We start from the raw sequence: 21167 nt of genomic DNA on the forward strand, positions 1-21167 counted from the left end.
GCGGCACGTGGACGCGGTCCCGGACGGTCGACCCGCCCGGGACCCGGCGGGCTCAGGTCCCGTCCGCCGGAGCGTCCGTCGGGCCCTCGGCGGGCTCGGCGAGCAGGCGGTAGAGGTCCCGACGAGCCTGCTCGAGCACCGCGGCGGCGCGCTGCACCTGCGTCGGCGACCCGGTCCGGGCCACCTGCTCGGCGGCCATCGCGAGCGTGCTCACGGCCTCGTGCATGGCCCGGCCGGGGTGCTCGGGCCGCTCGCTCGCCGCCTGCCAGGGGTCGCCCAGCTCGGCGGAGCGCTCGGCGACGTACGCCGCGCCGGCCTCGGTGAGGCGCGCCTGCTTGCGGCCCGCCTCGACCCGCAGGTCGACGAGCCCCTCGTCCTCGAGCATCGCGAGCGCGGGGTAGATGGCGCCCGGGCTGGGGCGCCAGCGCCCCTCGGTGCGCTGCTCGATGTCCTGGATGAGCTGGTAGCCGTGGCGCGGGCCGTCGGCGAGCAGCAGCAGGATCGCGGCGCGGGTGTCGCCGCGGCCCGCACGCCGGCCGCGGCCGTGGTGACTGCCCGGCCCGAACGGCGGGCCGAACTGGGGGCCGAAGCCGCGGCCGGACGGGCCGCCGGGGCCGCGGTGCGACCGGCGCATCGTGTCCCAGGCCTCCGTGGCGTCGGCCGCGGCGTACCCGCGTCCGCGGCCGCCGTGGTGGTGCCGCTCGTGGAACGGCTCGTGCTGCGGGTCGTCGGACGGCTCGTGGCCGCCCGGCATCTCATGGGGGTGTCGCATGGGGGTTCTCCCTCGGGATCGTCACGTCGACCCGATCAGGTCGACACCGGAACGATATATCGCTGATATGTCGTTTGACAACCCCGGGTGGCGCGCGACCGTGACGCCGCTAGCCGACGACCCCCGCCGGGACCCCCGCTCCGAGGACCGCGCCGCGGTGCGGCCACCACCCCTCCCAGCGCCGCTCGACCTCGTCCCACTGCTCGTCCGTGAGCCCGAACGTCGAGATCACGGCCGCGACCTGGCCGTGCGGCGGGCTCGCGGCAGCGGGCGTCTCCCGCACCACCAGCAGCGACTCCGTGAGCCCGTGCAGGTGCAGCCCGAACTGGAAGACGGTGCGGTAGACGAGCGTGCCGCCGAGCGTCGACCCGTCCGGGCGGTGCACCTCGACGTTCCCGCCCACGGGGATGCCGCGCACGCCGTGCAGCCCGGCGCGGTCGAGCAGCCGGTTGCGTCGGTCGCCCGCGTCGAGCCCCTGCACGGCCAGCGTGCGCCGGTCCACGCCGGGGTGGACCTCGAGCGCGAACTTGAGCTGGTGCACGGACGTGAGCCAGTCCTCGTCGTGCACGTCGCGCACGCCGTCGTACACGTCGAGCAGACCCTCGTGGCTGCGCCGCGTGACGGTCAGGTGCGTGTGCCCGGGCTCGTGCGCCGCGGCCCGCAGGACGAGCTCGTCGTGGTTCGGCCAGGACAGCGCGTGCGTCGTCGCATCGCCCACGACGTCCCGGTGCTCGGTCGGCAGCTCGACGAGGAACCGGTGCAGCTCCTCGTCGTACCCCGGGCCGTCCCAGGCGAACCACCGCCGCGCGAGCTCAGTGTCACGCAGGTGCTCCCACACGGTGGCCATCGGCACGGCTACGTCGAGCGACACGATCTCGCGACGGTCGAGGGACATCGCGCTCACCTCCGAGTCGTCGTCGACCGAGGGCGCCGGCCCCCGGCGGTTCTCTTCTGACGCTAGCCCTGTTCGCGCAGACGCACACCCGCGCGACAGCCGTACCGGGGCAAGAGGCGTCGGGGCGATGCGTCAGGCCGGGACGGTCGCCGTGGCCGACGGGTCGGTCGCGAGCGCGATCGTCGAACCCTCCCGGGCGCCGTCGGCCGGGGCGCCGAGCGCGGTGACCGGGCCGACGCCAGGCACGTCGACGAGCAGCGCGGGCCGGCCGCGCCGCGTCAGGACCGCGCGAACGGTCCCGACGAGCTCGCCCGCACCCTCCGGTGCGACGACGAAGGCGCCGGGCGCCAGCGCGAGGGTCCCGGACTCGCCCGCGAACCGGCGCAGCGGGTCCGGTGCGGCGGCGAGCGGCACGAACGCCTCGTAGCCGAGGAACGCCGCGACCTGGCGCGAGGCCGGCGCGCGCCACAGGTCGGCCGGTGCGTCGACCTGCAGCAGGCGGCCGGCGGCCATCACCGCGACGCGATCGGCCACCGCGAACGCCTCGTCCTGGTCGTGCGTGACGAACAGCGCGGTCGTCCCGGTCGCGAGCAGCGCGGCCCGCACGTCGAGCGCGAGCCGCTCGCGCAGGCTGCGGTCGAGCGCGGACAGCGGCTCGTCGAGCAGCAGGAGCCGCGGCGCGGGCGCGAGCGCCCGGGCGAGGGCGACGCGCTGACGCTCGCCGCCGGAGAGGGTCGCGACCGCACGTGCGCCGTACCCGCCGAGCCCGACGACGGCGAGCAGGTCCTCGACGCGTCCGGCGACCTCGCCGCGGGGGCGACCCGCCAGGCCGTACGCCACGTTGCCGGCGACGTCCCGGTGCGGGAACAGCTGACCGTCCTGGAACAGCAGCCCGAACCCCCGGCGGTGCACGGGCACGCCCGCGACCGACACGCCGTCCCAGGTCACGGCTCCGGCGGCGAGCGGCTCGAGCCCGGCGACCGCCCGCAGCAGCGACGACTTGCCGCAGCCCGACGGCCCGAGCAGCGCGAGCACCTCGCCCGGGGCGACGCGCAGGTCGACGCCGGCGACCGCGGTCGCCGCGGGCGCGCCTCGTCGGACCGCGGGATACCGGACCACGACGCCGTCCACACCCAGCCCCCGCGCGCTCACCACTCGCCCCCGACCGCGAGGCCGCCGCGCGCCGACCGCAGCCGCTCGCACACCGCCACCACACCCGCGGTCAGCATCGCGAGCACCACGGAGGCCGCGAGCGCGGTGCCGTAGGAGTCGGGGCCGGGCCGCCCGATCAGGCGGAAGATCACCACGGGCAGGGTCGGCGCGTCCGGGCGGGCGAGGAACGACGTCGCACCGAACTCGCCGAGCGACGCGGCGAACGCGAGCCCCATCGCGAGCCCCACGGGCCGCGCGACGAGCGGCCAGTCGACCGTGCCGAGCACGCGGCCCTCGCCCGCGCCGAGCGTCGCCGCGACCTCGCGCAGCCGCGGGTCGATCGCGCGCAGCACCGGCAGGACGCCGCGCACGACGAGCGGCACCGCGACCACGGCCTGCGCGATCGGCACCAGCAGGGGCGACGTGCGCAGGTCCACGTGCAGCCCGAACGGCTCGTGCATCGAGAGCAGGAAGCCGAACCCGACGGTCACGGCCGAGACCCCGAGCGGCAGCATCACGACGGCGTCCATGGTCGACAGCGCGCGGCGGGCCGCCGGGCGGCGCGGCCGCCGGGACAGCACGAGCGCGACGAGCCCGCCGACGACGAGCGCGATCCCCGTCGCGAGCGCCGCGACACGCAAGGACGTGAGCGCCGCCGTCCACACCGAGACGGTCACGCCCGCGGGCTCGTCGGACAGGGCCGCGTAGTGGTCCAGACCCCAACGGTCCCCCACGCGCAGCGAGCGCACGACGAGGTTGACCAGCGGGACCGCGAGCAGCACGACGACCGCCGCGGTGACGGCCGCGGCACCCAGCGCCAGCGCGTGACCGTCGCCGGGGGCCGTTCCCGGCGTGCGCCGCAGCGTCAGCGGCCGCTCGCCCTGCCGCTCGCCCCCGAGCGCGAGCGCCCGTTCGCGTCCGGTCCGCGCTCGCCCCGCGACCGTGAGCACACCCGCGACGACGACGAGCTGGACGACCGAGAGCACCGCGGCCGCCCGCAGGTCGAGGAACTGCGTCGTCTGGACCCAGATCTCGGTCTCGATCGTGCCGAACTGCAGCCCGCCGAGCACCAGGACGGTGCCGAAAGCGGTCGCGCAGAACAGGAAGGTCAGCGACGCCGACGACGCGATCGCCGGCGCGAGCGCCGGCAGCGTGACCGTGCGGAACGCGCGCCACGGCGAGGCGCCGAGCGCACGGGCCGCCTGCTCGGCGCGCGGGTCGAGCCGTTCCCACAGCCCGCCGACGCCGCGCACCACCACCGCGTAGTTGAAGAACACCAGCGCCGCGACGATCGCCGCGAACGTCCCGTCGAGGTGCAGGAACCCGAGCGGCCCGCCCTCGACCAGCAGCGACCGGAACGCCACGCCGACCACGACCGTCGGCAACACGAACGGCACCGTGACCAGCGCGCGCACCGCCGCACGGCCCCGGAACGACCGGCGGTGCAGCACGTAGGCGCCGGGCACGCCGAGCAGCACGCTGAGCGCCGTCGCGAGCCCGGCCTGCGCGAGCGTGAGCCCGACGATCCGCCACGTCCGCGGCCGCGCGAACACGTCGGCGAAGCCCGACAGGTCGAGCCGGCCGTCGACCACGAACCCCTTGGCCAGCATGACCACCACGGGCCACGCGAAGAACACCGCGAGGAACGCGAGCGGCACGGCGACCGCGAGCGCCCACAGCAGCGTGCGGAGCCCACGACCGTGGGCGCGACGACGACCCGGCGCGAGGACGGTGGTCCCCTCCGGGGGCGCGGTCGGTGCGCGCCGGGTCGTCGTGAGCGTCATGTCAACGGCTCACCATCAGGTCAGAGGTCACCATCAGGTCAGAGGTCACCATCAGGTCAGAGATCACGGTCAGCCGATCACGGTCTCGGACCAGTCCTCGAGCCACTGCGCGCGGTTCTCGGCGACCTCGACGGGGTCCACCTCGTACGGCTGCTCCGCGAGCGGCGCCCACTGCGCCCAGTCGGCCGGCAGGTCCACCGTCGTGCTCACCGGGTACATGTACATGGTCGTCGGGATCTGCTCCTGGACCTCGTCGGAGAGCAGGAAGTCGAGCAGCTCCTGCGCGCCGCGCGGGTTCTTCGCGTGCGCGAGCACGCCCGCGTACTCGACCTGGCGGAAGCACGTGTCGAGCAGCGCACCCGTCGTCGGCTCCGTGCCGCCCTCGGGCACGGTGTACGGCGGCGAGCTCGCGTAGGACAGGACGATCGGGCGCGGCCCGCCCCCGCCGCCGCCCGAGAAGTCGGTGAAGTACGCGTCCGACCAGCCCTCGGCGACCTTGAGCCCGTTGTCCTTCAGCGCCGACCAGTAGTCCTGCCATCCGTCGCCCTGCGCGGCGATCGTCGTGAGCAGGAACGCGAACCCGGGCGACGACGTCACGGCGTTCGGCACGACGAGCAGGTCCTTGTATTCGGGCTCGGTCAGGTCGTCGAGCGTGACCGGTTCGGCCACGCCGTGCTCGTCGAACCACGCGTGGTCGACGTTGAGGCACACGTCGCCGTAGTCGATCGCGGTCAGCTCGTTCCCGTCGCCGAACGCGTGCTGCGCCGCGTCCGCGGCGGCGGGGACCGCGCTGCTGTACGGGACGACGACGCCCTCGTCGACCACGCGGCTCGCGAACGTGTTGTCGATCCCGAACGCGAGGTCGCCCAGCGGCGCGTCCTTGGTCAGGACGAGCTGGTTGACGAGCGTGCCGGCGTCCCCCGGCTGCACGACCTCGACCTGGATGCCCGTGCGCGCGGTGAACTCGTCGAGCTGACCGTCGGCCAGCGAGAACGAGTCGTGCGCGACGATCGTGACGGTGCCGGACGCGGGTGCCTCGCTCGCCCCGGTCTCGGCGCCGCCCGGTGCCGGTTCGTCGGACCCGCACGCGGCGAGCGTGAGCCCGGCCGCGAGCGCGACGGTGCTGGTGAGCGCGACGCGTGCCGCGCGGCTCCGCGAGAGAGATCTCGCCATGGGTGGTGCTCCTCCTCGGTTGCAGGAGGGGTTCGCCGTGCGCGCCGGCACCCGTGGGCGACGACGACCACGGAGATGAGAAGCCCGACTCCCTACGCCGGTATCAACCGGATCAGGTTCGAGGGTCTGCGGTTGGTCCGCACTCTCAGCGTCCCGGCGGTTGCCCGCCCTGACGCTCCCCTGTCGTTCGCCGCCGATACTAGCCCTTCGACGACAGGGGAACGCTCAGTGGTCCGGGTGCTCCGGGTGGTCAGGCCGCCGCGCGGGTGGTCCGGCGCCGCAGCAGCAGGACGCCGCCGCCCGCGAGCACCAGGGCGAGGGCCAGCGCGAGCAGGCCCGCGACCGTGGCGCCGGTGGTGGCGAGCGGGTCCTCGTCGACCGGGACGGTGACCTGGTCCGTGTCGTTGGACGGGTCGGTGTCCTCGGCCGGGCTCGTGACCGACGCGACGTTGGTGACCGACGGCGTGGCCGCCTCGCCCACCGCGACGACGAGCCGCACCTCGACCTGCTCGCCGACGCCCAGGCCGTCGAGCGTGCACGTGACGAGCCGGCCGTCGGCCGCGCACGCCTCGTCGGACGCCGCCGTGCTCGCGGAGACGAACGTGAGGCCCGCGGGCAGGTCGTCGGTCACGGTGATCGGTCCGGGGTCGGGCGCCGGGCCGGCGTTGGTGATCGTCAGCACGTAGGTGCCGTGCTGGCCCACCCGGAGACGCTCGCCGTCCAGGACCTTGGTGATCGCCAGGTCGACGAGGGCCGGCACGTCGACGGTGTCGTCGTCCGTCGCCGTCGCGCCGCCCGGCTCGTCGGGCGACGGCGTCGAGCTCGCCGCGTCGACCACGTTCACCACGCTCGGGTAGGCCGCCGCGGTGACCAGGACGTCGACGTGCACGGCGGGTGCCGTGGCGCCCGCCGCGAGCTCGTCGCGCAGGCACAGCACCGGGGTGCCGGAGTCGTCCGGCGCGCCCGTGGCGCAGGTCCAGCCCTGACCGTCCGCTCGCACGCCCGTGACCTGCAGCGACGCCGGGACGACGTCGGAGAGCGTCACGTCGCGTGCCACCGACGGACCCGCGTTCGACACGACGAGGTCGAACGTGAGCGACCCGCCCACGCGTGCGGTGCCGCGGTGCGACTTGACCACCGCGAGGTCCGCGAGTGCGTCCGAGCCGCTGGTCACGGTGTCGGTGTTGTTGTCCTCGTCGGGGTCCGGCGTGCTCGAGGTGACCACCGCCGTGTTCTCGACGTCCCCGGTCAGACCGGGGGCGACGTCCACGACGATCTCCACCCACACCACCGTCGCCGCGACGAGCGGGCCGTCCAGCGCGCACTCGACGTCACCCGTGCAGTCCCAGGTCGAGCCGGTCGACGAGGCCGCGACCTCGCGGAACGTGAGCCCGGCGGGCAGGTCGTCGGTGACGACCACGTCCATCGCGTCCGACGGGCCCAGGTTCGTCACGCGCAGGCGGTAGGTGCCGGTGCCGCCCGCGAGCGGCTCGTCGACGACCGTCTTGGCGATCGCGAGGTCCGCCAGGGTTCCCGGCGTGACGGCCGCGTCGTCCTGGTCGGGCTCGTCGCCCGCGCCCTCGCCGCTCGCACCGTCCGGCTGCGGCGTCAGGCCCGGGAACACGTCGACGACGTTGCGCAGCTCGGTCGTCGCGCCGGAGTCGACCGTCGCGGTCACGGTGATCGCCGGAGCCGGCCCGACGAGCAGGTCCTCGTCGCGCTCGCACGTGATGCGGTCGGCGTCGGTGGTGCAGACCCAGCCGTCGCCCGTGGCCGTCGCGCCGTGCACGCCGGCGGGCAGCGTGTCGGCGACGACGATCGGCGTGTCCGCGTCGGCGCGCGAGGTCGACGGACCGTGGTTCGTGAGCTGCACGTCCCACGTGATCGTGCCGCCCGCGACGACCTCGTCGACCGGCGTGGTGACCGTCTTGACGACGCCGAGGTCGGCCAGGCCGGTCACGCTCACGTCGTCGGTGCCCGTGTCGGCGAGCACCTCGTCGTCGGGCTGCGGCGTGACGCCGGGCGTGACGGTCGCGGTGTTGGTCACGGTGCCGAGCAGGTCGGCATCGAGCAGCACCGGCAGGTCGACCTGCACCGCGGCGCCGTCGACGAGCGTCGTCGGACGTTCGCAGCGGACCGTCTCCTGCGTGAGTCCGCCGACGACCACGGGGTCACCCGCGGCGCAGGTGAACCCGCCGCCGGTCACGGTTCCGTCGTCACCGGGCGCGAACGTCACACCCGCGGGCAGCGTGTCGACGACGACGATCGGGTCGTCCGCCGTGGCGCGCGAGTCGGACGGTCCGCCGTTGGTCACCGTGAGCGTCCAGGTGAACGGCTCACCGGCCACCGCGACGCCCGCGTGCGACTTGGTCACGCCCAGGTCGGCGAAGGTCACCACGTCCACGTCGGCCGTGTCGGGGTCGCTGTCGCCCGTCAGCGGCGAGGACGCGTACGCGGTGTTGGTGTACGTGCCCGCGTCCGCGGCCGCGTCGACGATCGTCGTGATCGTCAGCGTCGGCGCGTCGGCGCCGGCCACCAGGGTCGCGGTGCCGTCGCCCAGCGTGCAGGTGACCTCCTGGTCGACCGCGTCGCACGCCCACAGCGGGCTGCCGGCCGTCGACGACGAGTCGTAGCTCAGCCCCGTCGGCAGGGTGTCGGTGATCGTCACCGGGCCCAGCACGTCCGACGGCCCCTCGTTGGTGACGACGAGGTCGAACGACGCGGGGTCGCCCGCGCGCACGGTCTGCACGTCGGGCGTCTTGGCGATGGTCAGGGTCGCCGCCGTGTCGACGGTGATGGTGGCGTCGTCCGAGTCGCCCGTCGGGCCCTCGCCGTCCACGTCCGGCGTCGTCGACGCCACGTACGCGGTGTTCACGATCGTCGTGCCGTCCGCGACACCCGAGCGCACGCGCGCGACGACGGTGATCTCCACCGGGTCGGCCGACGGCAGCAGGTCGCCGATGGTGCACGTGACCGTCTGGCCGACGATCGCGCACGCGTCGTCGTGCCCCGCCCAGGTGGCCGAGACCGGCTCGAGCCCGCTGGGCAGCGTGTCCGTCACGACCGTCGCCGCGGCCACCGAGGGGCCGGCGTTCTCGACGACGAGCGCGTAGGTCACGCCGTCCGGGTCACCCGCGACGACCGTCGTCGGGTCGGCGTCCTTCGTGATCGACAGGTCCGCGGCGCGGACCACCTCGACCACGTCGTCGGCCGTGTTCGGCCAGTCGTCGTCGCCCTCGTCGAGCGTGGGCGGGCCGGCGACGCGCGCGGTGTTCGTGTACGTGGCGGGCAGTGCGTCGTCCGCGACGGCGACCGGGACCTCGATCGTCCAGTCGTCGCCGACGTCCAGGCCGCCCGCGAGCGTGCAGGTGACGACCTGGGCGACCGCGGTGCACGTGCCCGCGTCCGCGGTGACCGTGCCGGAGACCGGCAGCCCCGAGGGGACGGTGTCGGCCATCGTGATCGGGCCGGGCGCGTCGGCCGGGCCGTGGTTCGTCACGACGATCGTGAACGTCGTCCCGGTGCCCGCGACCAGCTCGTCGCCGTCGTGCACCTTGGTGATGCCGAGGTCGGCGATCACCGTCGGGCCCGTGGTGACCGTGTCGTCGTCCTGGTCGTCCTGCCAGTCGGAGCCCACCACTGCGGTGTTCACGATGTCCTGCGTCACGCCCGGGTCGATGTCGACGTCGAACGTGAACGTCGTCGCGGCCGCGGCGCCGACCGCGAGGTCGGTGCCGAGCTCACAGGTCACGTCCGTGGTGCCCGTGCAGGTCCAGTCGTCGTCGGAGACGACGTACCCGGCGAACGTCAGCCCGTCGGGCAGCTCGTCGGTCACGACGACCCCGCGCGCGACCGACGGTCCGCCGTTGGCGACCGTGATCGAGTACGTGCCGGTCTCGCCCGCGCGCAGCTCGCCGACGATGTCCTTGTCGATCGTCAGGTCCTCGGCGTGCGTGACCGCCGTGCTCGTCGAGTCGGTGTCGGGGTAGGTGTTCGCGCCCTGCGGGGTCACCGGGGTCACCGTGGCCTGGTTGACCAGCGGGCCGTCGGCAGCGACGAGCGTGTCGTCGACCGTGCCCGTGACCTGCACGGAGAACGAGCCGTTCACCGCGAGGTCCGTGGTGCGCCGACACGTCAGCGCGGTGCCCGTGATCTCGTCGCACGTCGCGCCGGTCGGGGTCACGGTGCTCACCGTGACGCCCGCGGGGAGCGTGTCGGCGACGACGATCGGGGCACCGACCGTGCCGCGCGACACCGACGGACCGCGGTTGGTCACCGTGACGGTCCACGTGATCGACCCGCCCGCCGCGACGCTCGTCGGGCCGGTCTTGACCAGCTCGAGGTCGGCCACGGTGGTCACGGTCGCGGTGCTCGTCGCCTCGTCGTTCGCCGGGTCGTCGTCGTAGGTCCGCGCGTCGACCGTCACGTCGTTCGTCGCCGTCGTGCCGGACGGGACGTCCGCGTCGATCGCGACGGCCACGACGAACGTCGCGGTCGCGTCGACGGCGAGCGTGCTGCCGTAGGTGCAGCGCGCGTCGGTCGACAGGTCGCCGCTGGGCGACGAGCACGACCAGCCGGTTCCGGCCACGGAGACCACCTCGACGCCGGCGGGCAGCGGGGTCAGCACGTCGTCCACGACGACGCCCACCGCGGGGTCCGGACCGTGGTTCGTCACCGTCACGGTCCACGTGTTCGTCGACGTGCCGGCCACCCAGGTGCTGTGCACCTTGCGGACCTCGAGGTCCGCGGTGTGGATGCGGGCCGTCGCGCTGCCCGAGGTGCCGATGTACGAGCCGTCCCCGCCGTCGTACGAGTCGCCGCCCGCGGGGTCGGTCACGCGCGCGGCCTGCGCGGTGTTGGTGTGCGCCACGGCCGAACCGGCCGACGTGGCCGCCGCCGGGAGCGGCGTGGCCGCGTACCGGATCACGAGCTGCTGGCCGGGAGCCAGGTTCAGCGCGGCGCCGCCGACGGTGGTCCACGTCAGGGTCTGGCCGACGGCGGTCGGGTTCGCGAGCGGCTGCTGCGCACCCGCACCCACCTGGTAGGTGGCGCTGCCGGCGACGAACGTCCAGCTCGCGGGCAGCACGTCACGCACGTCGACCGTGCGCGCGGTACCTGCGCCGGCGTTGGTGAGCGTGATCCGGTACGCCACCTCGTCGCCCACGTACACCGGGTTGGCCGTGACCTGGGTCTTGGCGGTGTTCACGAGCGGGAGCTGCGGCGTGATCGTCGCGGTCGCCGCGGCGCTCGGGCCGTACTCGCGGCCACCCGTGGCCAGCGACGCCCACTCGTCGGCGACGACCGAGTTCGTCAGCGCCGTGCCGTCCAGGTCGTCGGAGTCGGCGAGGCGGGCCGGATAGGTGCGCGTCGCGGTCGCGCCCGGCGCGATCGACGCGACGGACCACGTGATCGTGCGCGCGGTCGCGTCCCAGGTGCCGCCGCCGACGAGGTCGCCGTCGACCGCCGGCACGCCGCCCGCGGTCAGCGGGACCACACCCGCGGGCACGGTGTCCACGACGACGACGACGTACGCGGTGACGTCGCGCGGCGACGTGCTGCCGGCCTGTGCGGTCACGGTGTACGTGACGACCTGCCCGGGCTCGACCGTGCTGTCGCTGACCGACTTGCCGACCGTCACCACCGGCTCGTGGATCACGACGGTGTCGGTGCCCAGCGCGTTCGTCGACTCGAACGTCGTGGCCGCGCCGACCGTCCGGGACGCCGCCGTCGTGAACCAGCCGAGCGACGCGGAGTTGGTCGCGGACTCGCCCGCGTCGAGGACGCCCGCGGGGGCCACCGTCGAGGTGTAGGTGAGGGTCACGTAGCGCACCGAGGTGCTCGCCGCGACGTCGCCGAACAGCCACGCCACCTTCGTCGGGCCCGTGCCCTGCGTGTCGAACGTGGCCGCGTCGCACACGGCCTGCCAACCCGTCGCGCCGGTGCACGTGAGCGTCGCGGTGCCGACGGCCGGGTCGAGGCCGGCCGGGACCGTGTCGAGCAGCGCGAGGTCGTAGAAGTTCGCGTTCGCCGGGATGGTCGCGTTCACCGTCCAGGTGATGACGTCACCCGGCACGGCCGTCTCGCGGTCCGCGAGCTTCGAGCCGGCGGGCCGGACGACGCTGACCGTGGCGCTGTCGTTGGCGGTGAGCGAGCGCTCGTTCGCGATCCCGTTGCCGCCGTTGTTCAGGGTCGAGCCCGTGAGGTCCGCCCGGTTGGTGTAGCCGACGCCCGAGCCGGCGGTCGGGTCGACCGTGGCCTGGTAGGTGAGCACCCGGGTGCCCGCGGAGGTCGTCGCGGTCACCGAACCGGCCGCCCACGTGATCGTCGTGCGGCCCGCGGGACACGTGGGCGTGCCCGCGCTCGTGCCCAGGGTGGCCTCGGCCGGCAGCGACGACGCCACGACCGTCAGGCCCGGCGGCACGCAGTCCACGACGACCGCGTCGTGCAGCGGCGGGCGGTTGGCGGAGTTGGTGATCGTGACGCGGTACGTCACGGTGTCGCCGGCGCCCACCGTCAGCGGGTCGACCGGGCTGCCCGAACCGTTCAGCGGCGTCTTGACCACCGCGGCGGTCGGCAGCACCACGCGCACGGGCGCGTCGGCGAAGCCACGGTTGACGTCCGTCGTCGCGGCCGCGGTGTCACGGCTCCACAGCGTCGCCGTGTTCAGCGGGGTCGAGGCGTGGGTGTTCTGGCTGACGTCCGCGATGCGCACCGTCAGGTCCACCGCGAACACCTGGTCCGCCGCGGTCGCGTTGGTCCACGTCGCCGGGAACCGGAGCTCGCCCGTCGTCGTGCTCAGGCAGAACGTGGTGCCGCTCGGGGTGCAGCCGACCACCGTGCTCACGGTGACCCCGGCCGGCATCGGGCCGACCGCCACGCCGGTGATCACGAACCGGCCGTTGGCGGGCAGCGTGTCGACCAGCCTGCCGGCGAACACCGACGTCCCCGGCCGGACGGTCGCCGCGTAGCGGAACGTCGCCAGCTCGCCGACCGTCGCGTCGCCCGAGGCGTTGTTGCTCTCGGTGATCGAGGTCGACGTCAGCGTCTTGGTGACCGCCGCGCCGGGCAGGAACACGCGCGCCTGCGCGTTCGCGGCGGGAGCGTTCGGCTCGTCGGGGTCGGCCAGCGAGTTCGCGGGCACGTAGGTCACGGGTTCGGCCCCGGGCCTCCCGTCCGTCGTCGGGGACGTGTACGCGACGACCGAGGCGTCGTTGACGTGCACCGAGCCGATGGACAGCGGGCTCGGCACCCGCACCTGCAGGTCGAACAGGACGGACTCACCGACGGTGAGCAGCGCGTCCGCGCCCAGGTCGGCGCCGTCGAGCGTGACCTGCACGGCGTCGCGTCCGGCGGCGGGTCCGTCGGTCAGCGTCACGCAGGTCAGGGCCGGGTCGACGACGTCGGCGCACGTGAAGCCCACGGGAAGCGCGTCCCACAGCTCGACCGAGTCGATCGGGTAGTCGGTCTGGTCCGCCACGTCGCCCGCGTGGGTGGCCGTCAGGTGGTACGTGACGACCTCGCCCTCGCGGGTCTGCTGGTTCGCGGACGTCCCGGTGTCCGTGGTCACCGTCTTCGCGAGGGTGACGGGTGCGGCCGGCAGCACGCCGAACTCCACCTCGGCGCGCTGCGAGCTCACGCGGCCCTGCGCGTCGCTCGAGCGGAGCTTGGCCAGGTTGCCCAGCACGTCCAGGTCGGAGGGGTCCACGCTCGTCACCTGCGCGACGAGCTGCGCGGTGACCGTCGCTCCGGCGGGCATGAACCGCGCGTCGCCGATCTCGTCGCCGAGCACCCAGGCCGAGTCGCCGGGCACCTGCTCGACGTCGAACGCCGGGCTCTGGTGCACGATGCCGCCGTCGACGAAGGTCATGCCCGTCGGCACGAAGTCGCGCACCAGGGCGTCGCGCAGCGCCACGCCCGGCGCCGCGGTGACGGTCACCTGGAAGCAGACGAGGTCGCCGAGCCGCACCACGGGCGTGCCCGTCGTCGTCCACTCCGCGGACGTGTAGGCGGGGCACGACCCGTACCCGGAGATGGGCTGACGCGTCGTGTTCGGCCAGACCTTCTTGACGAGCGACGGCGCCTGCGTGCCCACACCGGCCGACGAGTCGTCGGTCACGGCCAGGTCGCCGGACTCCGGGCTGCCGGCCGCGGGCGAGGTCAGCCCGTCGACCTGCGCCTCGTTGCCGAACTCGTCCCCCGTCGAGGTCGGTGAGCCGTCGGCGTGCTGGGCGCGCAGGTAGGTGTCGTAGGTGACGGTCGCCGTGCCGTTGGCCGCGACGTCGTCGAGCGTGAGCAGCAGCGTGAACGTGCCGTCCGCGTTCGCGGTGGCGCTCGTCATCGTCGCGCCGGCGGTGTCCCGCGTCTCCAACGCCGAGCAGTCCGCGGGCCAGGTGCCCAGGAGCGTCGTGCCGGGCTCGACGAACGGGCACGTGCCGTCCGGGAGCGTGTCCGTCACCGTGAGGCCGGACGCGTCGACGTACTGGCTGACCCGGACCTCGAGCGTGAACGTGGCCGTGCCGCCGACGACGAAGTCCGTCGCCGACGTGGACTTGTGCAGCGCCACGTCCATCACGCGCACCGTGTGCTCGGTCTCGACGGTGACGGCCGTCGTCGCGTCGTCGTCGACCTCGCCCTGGTAGGTGCCGGTCAGGCTCGCGCGGTTCGTCGCGGCGACGCCGTCCGGGTCCTGCCTCGTCGAGGAGCCCGTGAACGTACCGTCCGCCGCGAGCTCGTCGGTCCCCGCGGCCGCGTGGTAGCGGATCTCGACCGTCGTGCCGGCGGGCACGTCGCCGAGGTCCCAGACGACGACGGTCACCGGCCGGCCCTCGTCGTCCGTGCCGGTCGTCTGCGAGACGAGCGTGGCGCAGTCCGCGGGGAGGTCCACCGACACGCAACCGAGGAAGTGCAGCTGCGCGGGCACCAGGTCGGTGACCACGACGGCGGCGGTCCCCGCCGCCTCGGCGGTCCGCACCTGCAGCGTGTACGTGGTGACGTGGTCGTCGAGCCCGCGCAGCAGCTCGCTCTCGGTGCTCGGCTCGGACTTGGTCAGCTCGACCGGGGCGACCAGCACGCTCGGGGCGTCGGTGGCCCGGGCGTCGTCGCCCGTGACGACCGCGCCGCCGGGCGTGATGACGACCTTGGGCACCTTGCGCTCGTCGGCCGAGCCGTAGACGCCCGTGGCGACGTCGATCGTGCTGCCCACCGGGAAGAGCGCCTCGTCGGGGTCGACCTCGAAGCCGATCGTCGTGGCCGCGCCCGCCGGGAGATCGGTGACGTTCGACCAGACGAGCACCCAGTACCAGGTGCTCGGGTCGAGCGGGTCGGGGGTGACGCGGTGCTCCTGCGGGTCTCCCGGCGCGCCCGCCGCGGGTGCCGCCGGCGTCGTCGAGCCGGGGACGTACGTGACCCCGGGGGGCAGCGTCGCGACGAACGTGACGTTGTAGGCGATGTCCGCCGCAGCCCCGGCGTTCCCCGCCACGAACGTGATCGTCGCGTCCTCACCCGCGAGCACGCTCGCCGAGGTGCCGTCGTGGCCGAGCGTCAGGGTGCCGACCGCGGCTCCCGCCGCCGGTGCGGTCGCCACCGCCGCGGCGACCGTCGCGACGGTGCCGATGCCGAGCGCGAGCGCCCAGACCGCGATCGAGGCCACCCAACGGCGGGCGACGTGCTGACGGGGTGAAGGGTGGGCGCGCACGAGACTGGACCTCCGGCAGGCAGCTTTGTCTCGACCCTAGCCAGTTGCCTCGGGCATTCCCCCTGGTCAGATGCCGTTATTCCGGAGGATTCGGAGGAATCCGGCGGGTGAGGATGCTCACGTCCGGCCGGATCTGGGACGTTGCACCCCCGCCGCGTCGCCCTCCCCTCGACGGCGCCGTCGCCGCGATCGCGCTAGCGTCGGGGTCATGCCGGAGAAGCCCTCGTCGCCCTCGGTCGCCATGATCGCCGGGCTCGCCGCCGCCGCCCTCGCGACGTGGGTCGCGACCGCCGTCGTCAAGCAGTCCTGGCAGGTGGTGCGCGGGCACGAGCCGCCGAAGGCCGACGACCCGCACGGCGCGGCGCTCGGTGAGGTGGTCCTCGCGGCCGCGCTCACCGGTGCGGCGGCCGCCGTCGCGCGCGTCCTGGCGACCCGCGGCACCGCACGGTTCACCGCCGGTCGTTGGGAGGAGCCGCTGATCGGCGGCGACTCCGACGACTGAGCCGAGCTGGACCCGTTCGACCGGCCCGGTCAGGGCGCGAGCGACGGCCGCTGCGTGATGCCGAACACCTCGCGCAGCGCGCGCTTGGCCGCGAACCAGCCGCCGAGCCCGTGCACGCCGGGGCCCGGCGGTGTCGACGCCGAGCACAGGTAGACGCCCTCGACGCCGGTCGCGTACGGGTCGGGCCGCGCGCTGGGGCGCGCGAACATCTGCCGGATCGTCGTGGCACCCGCGGCGATGTCGCCGCCCACGAGGTTCGCGTTGTGCCGCGCCAGGTGCGCGGCGGGCACGCACCGGCTCGCGACGACGACGTCGCGGAACCCCGGCGCATACGACTCGATGTGTGCGGTGACCGCCTCGGTCACGTCGACGTCCGAGCCGTGCGGCACGTGCGCGTACGCCCACAGGGGCCGATGCCCGCCGACCACGCGCGTGCCGTCGACGACCGTCGGGTCGCTGACCAGCGTCATCGGTCGTTCGGCGTGCCGGCCCGCGGCCACCGCGGCCTCGGCCGCGACCATCTGCCGGCGCGTGCCGCCCACGTGCACCGTCCCGGCGCGCGCGACCCCCGGCGCCGCCCACGGCACGGGCGCGGAGAGCACGAAGTCGACCTTGGCGGCGCCGTCGCCGTACCGGAAGGCCGACAGCGTCCGGCGCGCGTGCGCCGGCAGGTCGTCGCCGAGCACCTCGACCAGCGTGCGCGGTGTGGTGTCGAACAGGTACGCGTGCGCGTGCGGCAGGTCCGTCCGGGAGCGCACCCGCTCGCCCGTGCGCACGACACCGCCGTGCGCCTCGAGGTCGGCGCGCAGCGCGTCCGTGATCGCGCGCGAGCCTCCCTGCGGGATCGCCCAGCCCGCGCCCGCGTGACCCAGCGCCGCGAGCAGCAGCGCCGTGCCGGCGGACGCGAACGACGGCAGGGGCGTGATCGCGTGCGCGGCCACGCCGGTCAGCAGCGCGGGTGCGACCTCGTCGGCGAACCGCCGGTCCCACGCGCGCGTGCCCTGCTCGAGCACCGCGAGGCCGAACCCGGCCGCCGTCGTCAGGCCGCCCGGCAGCAGTCCCGGCGGGATGCTCCGCTTGTCTCCCATCGCGACGCGCACCACGTGCTCCCAGTGCGCCGCGAGCGGTCCGACGAGCCGCTGCCACGCGGGGCCGTCGACGCCGAGCCCGTCGACGGTGCGCGCGAGGTCCCGGTAGGCCAGCCCGGCGCGGCCGCCCGGCAGCGGCTGCGCGAACGAGACCTCCGGCGTCAGGAGCCGCACCCCGCGCGCCGGCAGGTCGAACCCGCGGAAGAACGGCGAGGCCCACGCCATCGGGTGCACCGCGGAGCAGATGTCGTGCACCAGCCCGTCCGCCAGACCCAGGCCGAGCGTGCGCGCGCCGCCGCCCGTGGTCGGCTGCGCCTCGAGCACCGTGACGCCGAGCCCCGCGCGCGCGAGCGTCACCGCCGCTGCGAGCCCGTTGGGTCCGGACCCGACCACGACGACGTCGGTGTGCCCTGCCCGCTGCCCCCGCACGCGCGCCTCCGCCCGCTGGTCGTCCAACCATCCAACCACCCCACGCCCCGCGACCGCCGTGCACCCACCCCCGCCCAGCGTCCACAGACCTCATGGGTGGCTGCGGACCGCCGGAGCGTCTGCGGACCGCCGGAGTGTCTGCGGACCGTGCCACGGCGGGGTCCGCAGACGTTGCGCGGGTCCGCAGACGTTGCGCGGGTCCGTAGACGTTGCGCGGGTCCGGGGGCGTTCTGGGCGGTCCGGGGCGAGGGGCCGGCCTGACGACGCCTCGGCGCGTCAGTCGTCGGCGTCGCGCTCGACGGCCTCGGAGAGGTCGCGCGTGAGCTCGTCGGTGACGAGCAGCTCGCTGTGCACCTTCCCCGTGCGGTAGCCCGCGCGGCCCACCATGTGCGCCGCCACCGGGGCCGTGAGCAGGCCGAACACCGCCACGAGGACGAGCGCCCACACCGCACCTCCCGAGCGCAGCCGCAGCGCGAGCCCGACGAGCACGAGGATCAGCCCGAGCGTCTGCGGCTTGGTGCCGGCGTGCATGCGCGCGAGCAGGTCCGGGAAGCGCGCCGCGCCGACGCCCGCCGCGAGCACGAAGAACGCACCGCCGAGCAGGCAGAGCGCCGAGGCGACGTCCGCCACCAGTCCCCAGTCGCTCGCCGTCATCGCACCTCCCCCTCCGCACTGCCGCCGTGGTGCTCGTCGGGCACGCGCCCTGCGCGCATCTCGTCGAGCTCCGCCTTGCGCCGCGCGGCCTCCTCGACCGCGATCTCCTCGCGCGTGCGCACGCGCCCCTCGCCCTCGGGCTCGACCGCCGCGAACCTCGCGATCGTCACCGACCCCACGAACCCGACGAGCGAGAGGACGACCAGCACCGGCACCACGTCCGTGCGTCGCTCGACGGCCGCGTACAGCGCGACGGCGGCGATCACCGCGGTGACCGTGATGTCGAGCGCGACCGTCCGGTCGAGCATCGTCGGGCCCTTCTCGGCGCGGAAGATCGAGCACGCCGCACCCACCGCGATGAGCACGCCGGCCACGAGCACGACCCACGTCATGCGTCCACCCCCGTCTGCTCACGGCGCCTCGACAGACCGGCGGCCTTGAGCTCTGTCTCGGACGCGAACGCCCGCAGCACGCGCTCCTCCTGGTCGAGGACCGCCTGCCGCGCGGTCTCGATGCCCCCCGCGAGGTCGACGTCGAGCACGTGCAGGTACAGCACGCCCGTCAACCGGTGCGCCTCGACGACGAGCGAGCCCGGCACGAGCGAGCAGAGCTCGGCGGTCATCGTCAGGTAGAGGTCGGAGTGCGAGCGCAGCTGCACGCCGATCACCGCGCCGCGCGGTACGTAGCCCGGCCGCAGCGCGATCGCCGCGACCTCGAAGGATGCCCGCACGAGGTCCATCGCGAACCGCCCGGCCAGCCTCGCGATGCCGATCGGGTGCAGCCGCCCGTGGAAGTCGATCGGCGCCATCCGCAGCGTGGTCGTCACGACGATCGCGAGCAGCGCTCCCGCGAGCACGTTCGCGACCGTCAGGTCGCCCCACAGGAAGACCCAGACGACGGTGAGCCAGACGACCGTGCCCCAGGAGAGGCGCGGCCGCGCGCGGCGGGGGTGCAGGCTCACGAGCCGTCACCGCCCACGGTCGCCGACGGCGTCGGGTCGGGGGCGACGGCGTCGGCTTCGTCGGCGGCCTCGGCGGACTCGCCCTCACCGCGCTGGCCGTCGGGCAGCACCGCGTAGATGTACGGCGTGCGCGTGCGCAGCGCGTCCGCCGCGCGGTGCGTGTAGGAGTACAGCGGCCCGCCGGCGAACGTGAGGACGAGCCCGACGACCACGAGCGCCGCCGCCGGACCGACCATGCCGAACGGCATCCCGACCGGCCTCGGCTGGTCGGACGGGCTCTGCCAGAACGCCTTGTTCCAGGCCTTGACCAGCGCGTACAGCGTCAGCAACGACGTCACGACGGACCCGACGACCAGGACGTACGACAGCCCGGTCCCGGCTTGTACACCCGCCTGGAGAAGTCCGAGCTTGCCGAGGAACCCGGACATCGGCGGGATGCCCGCGAGGTTCATGGCGGGCACGAAGAACAGCACGGCGAGCACGGGTGTGGCCTTGGCCAGACCGCCGAGCCGGGTCAGCGACGTCGAGCCGCCCACACGCTCGACGAGCCCGACGACGAGGAACAGTGCCGTCTGCACCGTGATGTGGTGCGCGACGTAGTAGATCGCCGCGGTCCAGCCCGCGTCCGACGACAACGCGATGCCGAACACCATGAACCCGATGTGGCTGACCAGCGTGAACGACAGGAGTCGCTTGATGTCGTCCTGCGCCACGGCGCCGAGGATCCCGACGAGCATCGTCGCGAGCGCGACCCACATGAGCACGTCGTCGAGCCGGCCGTCGGGGAACAGCAGCGTCTGCGTGCGGATGATCGCGTACACACCGACCTTGGTGAGCAGGCCGGCGAACACCGCGGTCACGGGCGCCGGCGCCGTCGGGTAGGAGTCGGGCAGCCACGACGAGAGCGGGAACACGGCCGCCTTGACCGCGAACGCGAGCAGCAGCAGGACCTGCAGCACCAACCGCACTCCCGGGTCGATCTCGGGCAGCCTGATCGCGAGCTGCGCGAGGTTCATCGTGCCGGTCGCGGCGTAGATCGAGGCTAGCGCGACGAGGAACAGCACCGAGGACAGCAGCGCCACGACGACGTAGATCGTCCCGGCGCGGATCCGGTCGCGCGTGCCGCCGAGCGTGATGAGCACGAACGACGCGGCCAGCAGGATCTCGAACCCGACGTAGATGTTGAACAGGTCACCCGACAGGAACGCGTTCGCGACGCCCGCGGTCAGCACCAGGTAGGTCGGGTGGTAGATCGAGATCGGCGCGGACTCCTCGTCGTCGTCGCGGCCCTGCGCGAGCGAGTAGAGCAGGACGCACAGCGTCACGGCCGACGAGATGCTCAGCATCAGCGCCGAGAGCCGGTCCGCGACGAGGTTGATCCCGACCGGTGCGGCCCAGTCGCCCACGTCGACCACCAGCGGACCGTCGTCGGCGAGGACGAGCAGCGCGACGGAGGCCAGCAGCACCAGCGTGAGCGCGCTGACCGAGACGATCGGCTGCACGCGCGGACGGCGGTAGAGCGCGAGCGTCAGCCCCGCGCTGAACAACGGGATCACCACGGGCAGCGGGACGAGCCACGACAGGTCGGTCACGACGGACCCCCCTCACGCCGGTCGTCGGTCTCGTCGCGCGCCTCCTCGGCCTCCTCGTCGAGCGACTGGCCCGACTCCTCCGTGTCGGCGTCCTGCACCGCGCGCAGGTCGATCGCGGCGAGCCGCGCGATGCGCCGGTCCTCGACGTCGTCCTGCACCTCGTCGTGCCGGTTGAGCTGCCAGGACCGGTACGCCATGGCGAGCAGGAACGCGGTCATGCCGAGCGTGATGACGATCGCGGTGAGCACCATCGCCTGCGGGAGCGGGTCGGACATCTGACCCTCGGGCTCGAGCCCGACGATCGGCGGTCGCCCGGCCCGTCCGCCCGCGACGAGGAACAGCAGGTTGGCGCCGTTGCCGAGCAGGATGATCCCGATCAGGACGCGTGACAGCGAGCGCTCGAGCACCAGGTAGACGCCGACGGTGAACATCACCGCGATGGTCACGACCAGCACGAGGTTCGGGGCCATG

Annotated in this window: 13 protein-coding genes and 1 riboswitch; of the genes, 1 reads left to right on the forward strand and 12 read right to left on the reverse strand. The window is 74.3% G+C overall.

The annotated features are described in order from the left end of the window. Positions 1-52: 52 nt before the first annotated feature. The 6 genes from CCO02nite_RS03840 to CCO02nite_RS03865 form a co-directional block, all read right to left on the reverse strand. Positions 53-772, reverse strand: coding sequence for a PadR family transcriptional regulator (locus CCO02nite_RS03840; protein WP_222593130.1), 720 nt, complete (start codon positions 770-772; stop codon positions 53-55). 109 nt (positions 773-881) lie between these two features. Further along, positions 882-1667 (reverse strand): hypothetical protein, encoded by a 786-nt coding sequence (locus CCO02nite_RS03845; RefSeq protein ID WP_146841711.1) that lies wholly within the window; start codon positions 1665-1667, stop codon positions 882-884. Positions 1668-1799: 132 nt separating this feature from the next. Then, on the reverse strand, positions 1800-2819 hold the full coding sequence (locus CCO02nite_RS03850; protein WP_146841712.1) for an ABC transporter ATP-binding protein: 1020 nt from the start codon (positions 2817-2819) through the stop codon (positions 1800-1802). Then, positions 2816-4603: an ABC transporter permease gene (locus CCO02nite_RS03855; RefSeq protein WP_146841713.1), complete on the reverse strand. Its 1788-nt coding sequence runs from the start codon at positions 4601-4603 to the stop codon at positions 2816-2818. Before CCO02nite_RS03855 ends, CCO02nite_RS03850 begins: the two co-directional genes overlap by 4 nt. A 69-nt stretch (positions 4604-4672) precedes the next feature. Further along, on the reverse strand, positions 4673-5776 hold the full coding sequence (locus CCO02nite_RS03860; RefSeq protein WP_146841714.1) for a thiamine ABC transporter substrate-binding protein: 1104 nt from the start codon (positions 5774-5776) through the stop codon (positions 4673-4675). Between the two features lie 72 nt (positions 5777-5848). Next, positions 5849-5968, reverse strand: a riboswitch (TPP riboswitch). Between the two features lie 58 nt (positions 5969-6026). Continuing rightward, on the reverse strand, positions 6027-15470 hold the full coding sequence (locus CCO02nite_RS03865) for a DUF11 domain-containing protein (RefSeq protein ID WP_146841715.1): 9444 nt from the start codon (positions 15468-15470) through the stop codon (positions 6027-6029). A 208-nt stretch (positions 15471-15678) separates the two neighbouring features. Here CCO02nite_RS03865 and CCO02nite_RS03870 point away from each other — a divergent pair, with 208 nt between their 5' ends. Further along, positions 15679-15972: a DUF4235 domain-containing protein gene (locus tag CCO02nite_RS03870; RefSeq protein ID WP_146841716.1), complete on the forward strand. Its 294-nt coding sequence runs from the start codon at positions 15679-15681 to the stop codon at positions 15970-15972. 29 nt (positions 15973-16001) lie between these two features. On the opposite strand, the gene CCO02nite_RS03875 is transcribed toward CCO02nite_RS03870, so the two are convergent. The 6 genes from CCO02nite_RS03875 to CCO02nite_RS03900 form a co-directional block, all read right to left on the reverse strand. Beyond that, positions 16002-17516: a phytoene desaturase family protein gene (locus tag CCO02nite_RS03875; RefSeq protein WP_246117324.1), complete on the reverse strand. Its 1515-nt coding sequence runs from the start codon at positions 17514-17516 to the stop codon at positions 16002-16004. A gap of 249 nt (positions 17517-17765) precedes the next feature. Continuing rightward, entirely contained in the window at positions 17766-18143 is a 378-nt protein-coding gene (mnhG, locus tag CCO02nite_RS03880) for a monovalent cation/H(+) antiporter subunit G (protein ID WP_146841717.1), read from the reverse strand. Further along, positions 18140-18535, reverse strand: a complete 396-nt coding sequence (locus tag CCO02nite_RS03885) for an MrpF/PhaF family protein (protein ID WP_146841718.1) — start codon at positions 18533-18535, stop codon at positions 18140-18142. The genes mnhG and CCO02nite_RS03885 overlap by 4 nt, the downstream gene beginning before the upstream one ends. Next, positions 18532-19104, reverse strand: coding sequence for a Na+/H+ antiporter subunit E (locus tag CCO02nite_RS03890; RefSeq protein WP_146841719.1), 573 nt, complete (start codon positions 19102-19104; stop codon positions 18532-18534). The genes CCO02nite_RS03885 and CCO02nite_RS03890 overlap by 4 nt, the downstream gene beginning before the upstream one ends. Next, positions 19101-20696 (reverse strand): Na+/H+ antiporter subunit D, encoded by a 1596-nt coding sequence (locus tag CCO02nite_RS03895; protein ID WP_146841720.1) that lies wholly within the window; start codon positions 20694-20696, stop codon positions 19101-19103. The genes CCO02nite_RS03890 and CCO02nite_RS03895 overlap by 4 nt, the downstream gene beginning before the upstream one ends. Beyond that, a complete protein-coding gene (locus tag CCO02nite_RS03900) occupies positions 20693-21166 on the reverse strand; it encodes a Na(+)/H(+) antiporter subunit C (RefSeq protein ID WP_146841721.1) in 474 nt (157 codons plus the stop codon). The genes CCO02nite_RS03895 and CCO02nite_RS03900 overlap by 4 nt, the downstream gene beginning before the upstream one ends. Position 21167: the final 1 nt, after the last annotated feature.

Source organism: Cellulomonas composti (genome assembly GCF_007990245.1).
GTDB lineage: Bacteria > Actinomycetota > Actinomycetes > Actinomycetales > Cellulomonadaceae > Cellulomonas > Cellulomonas composti.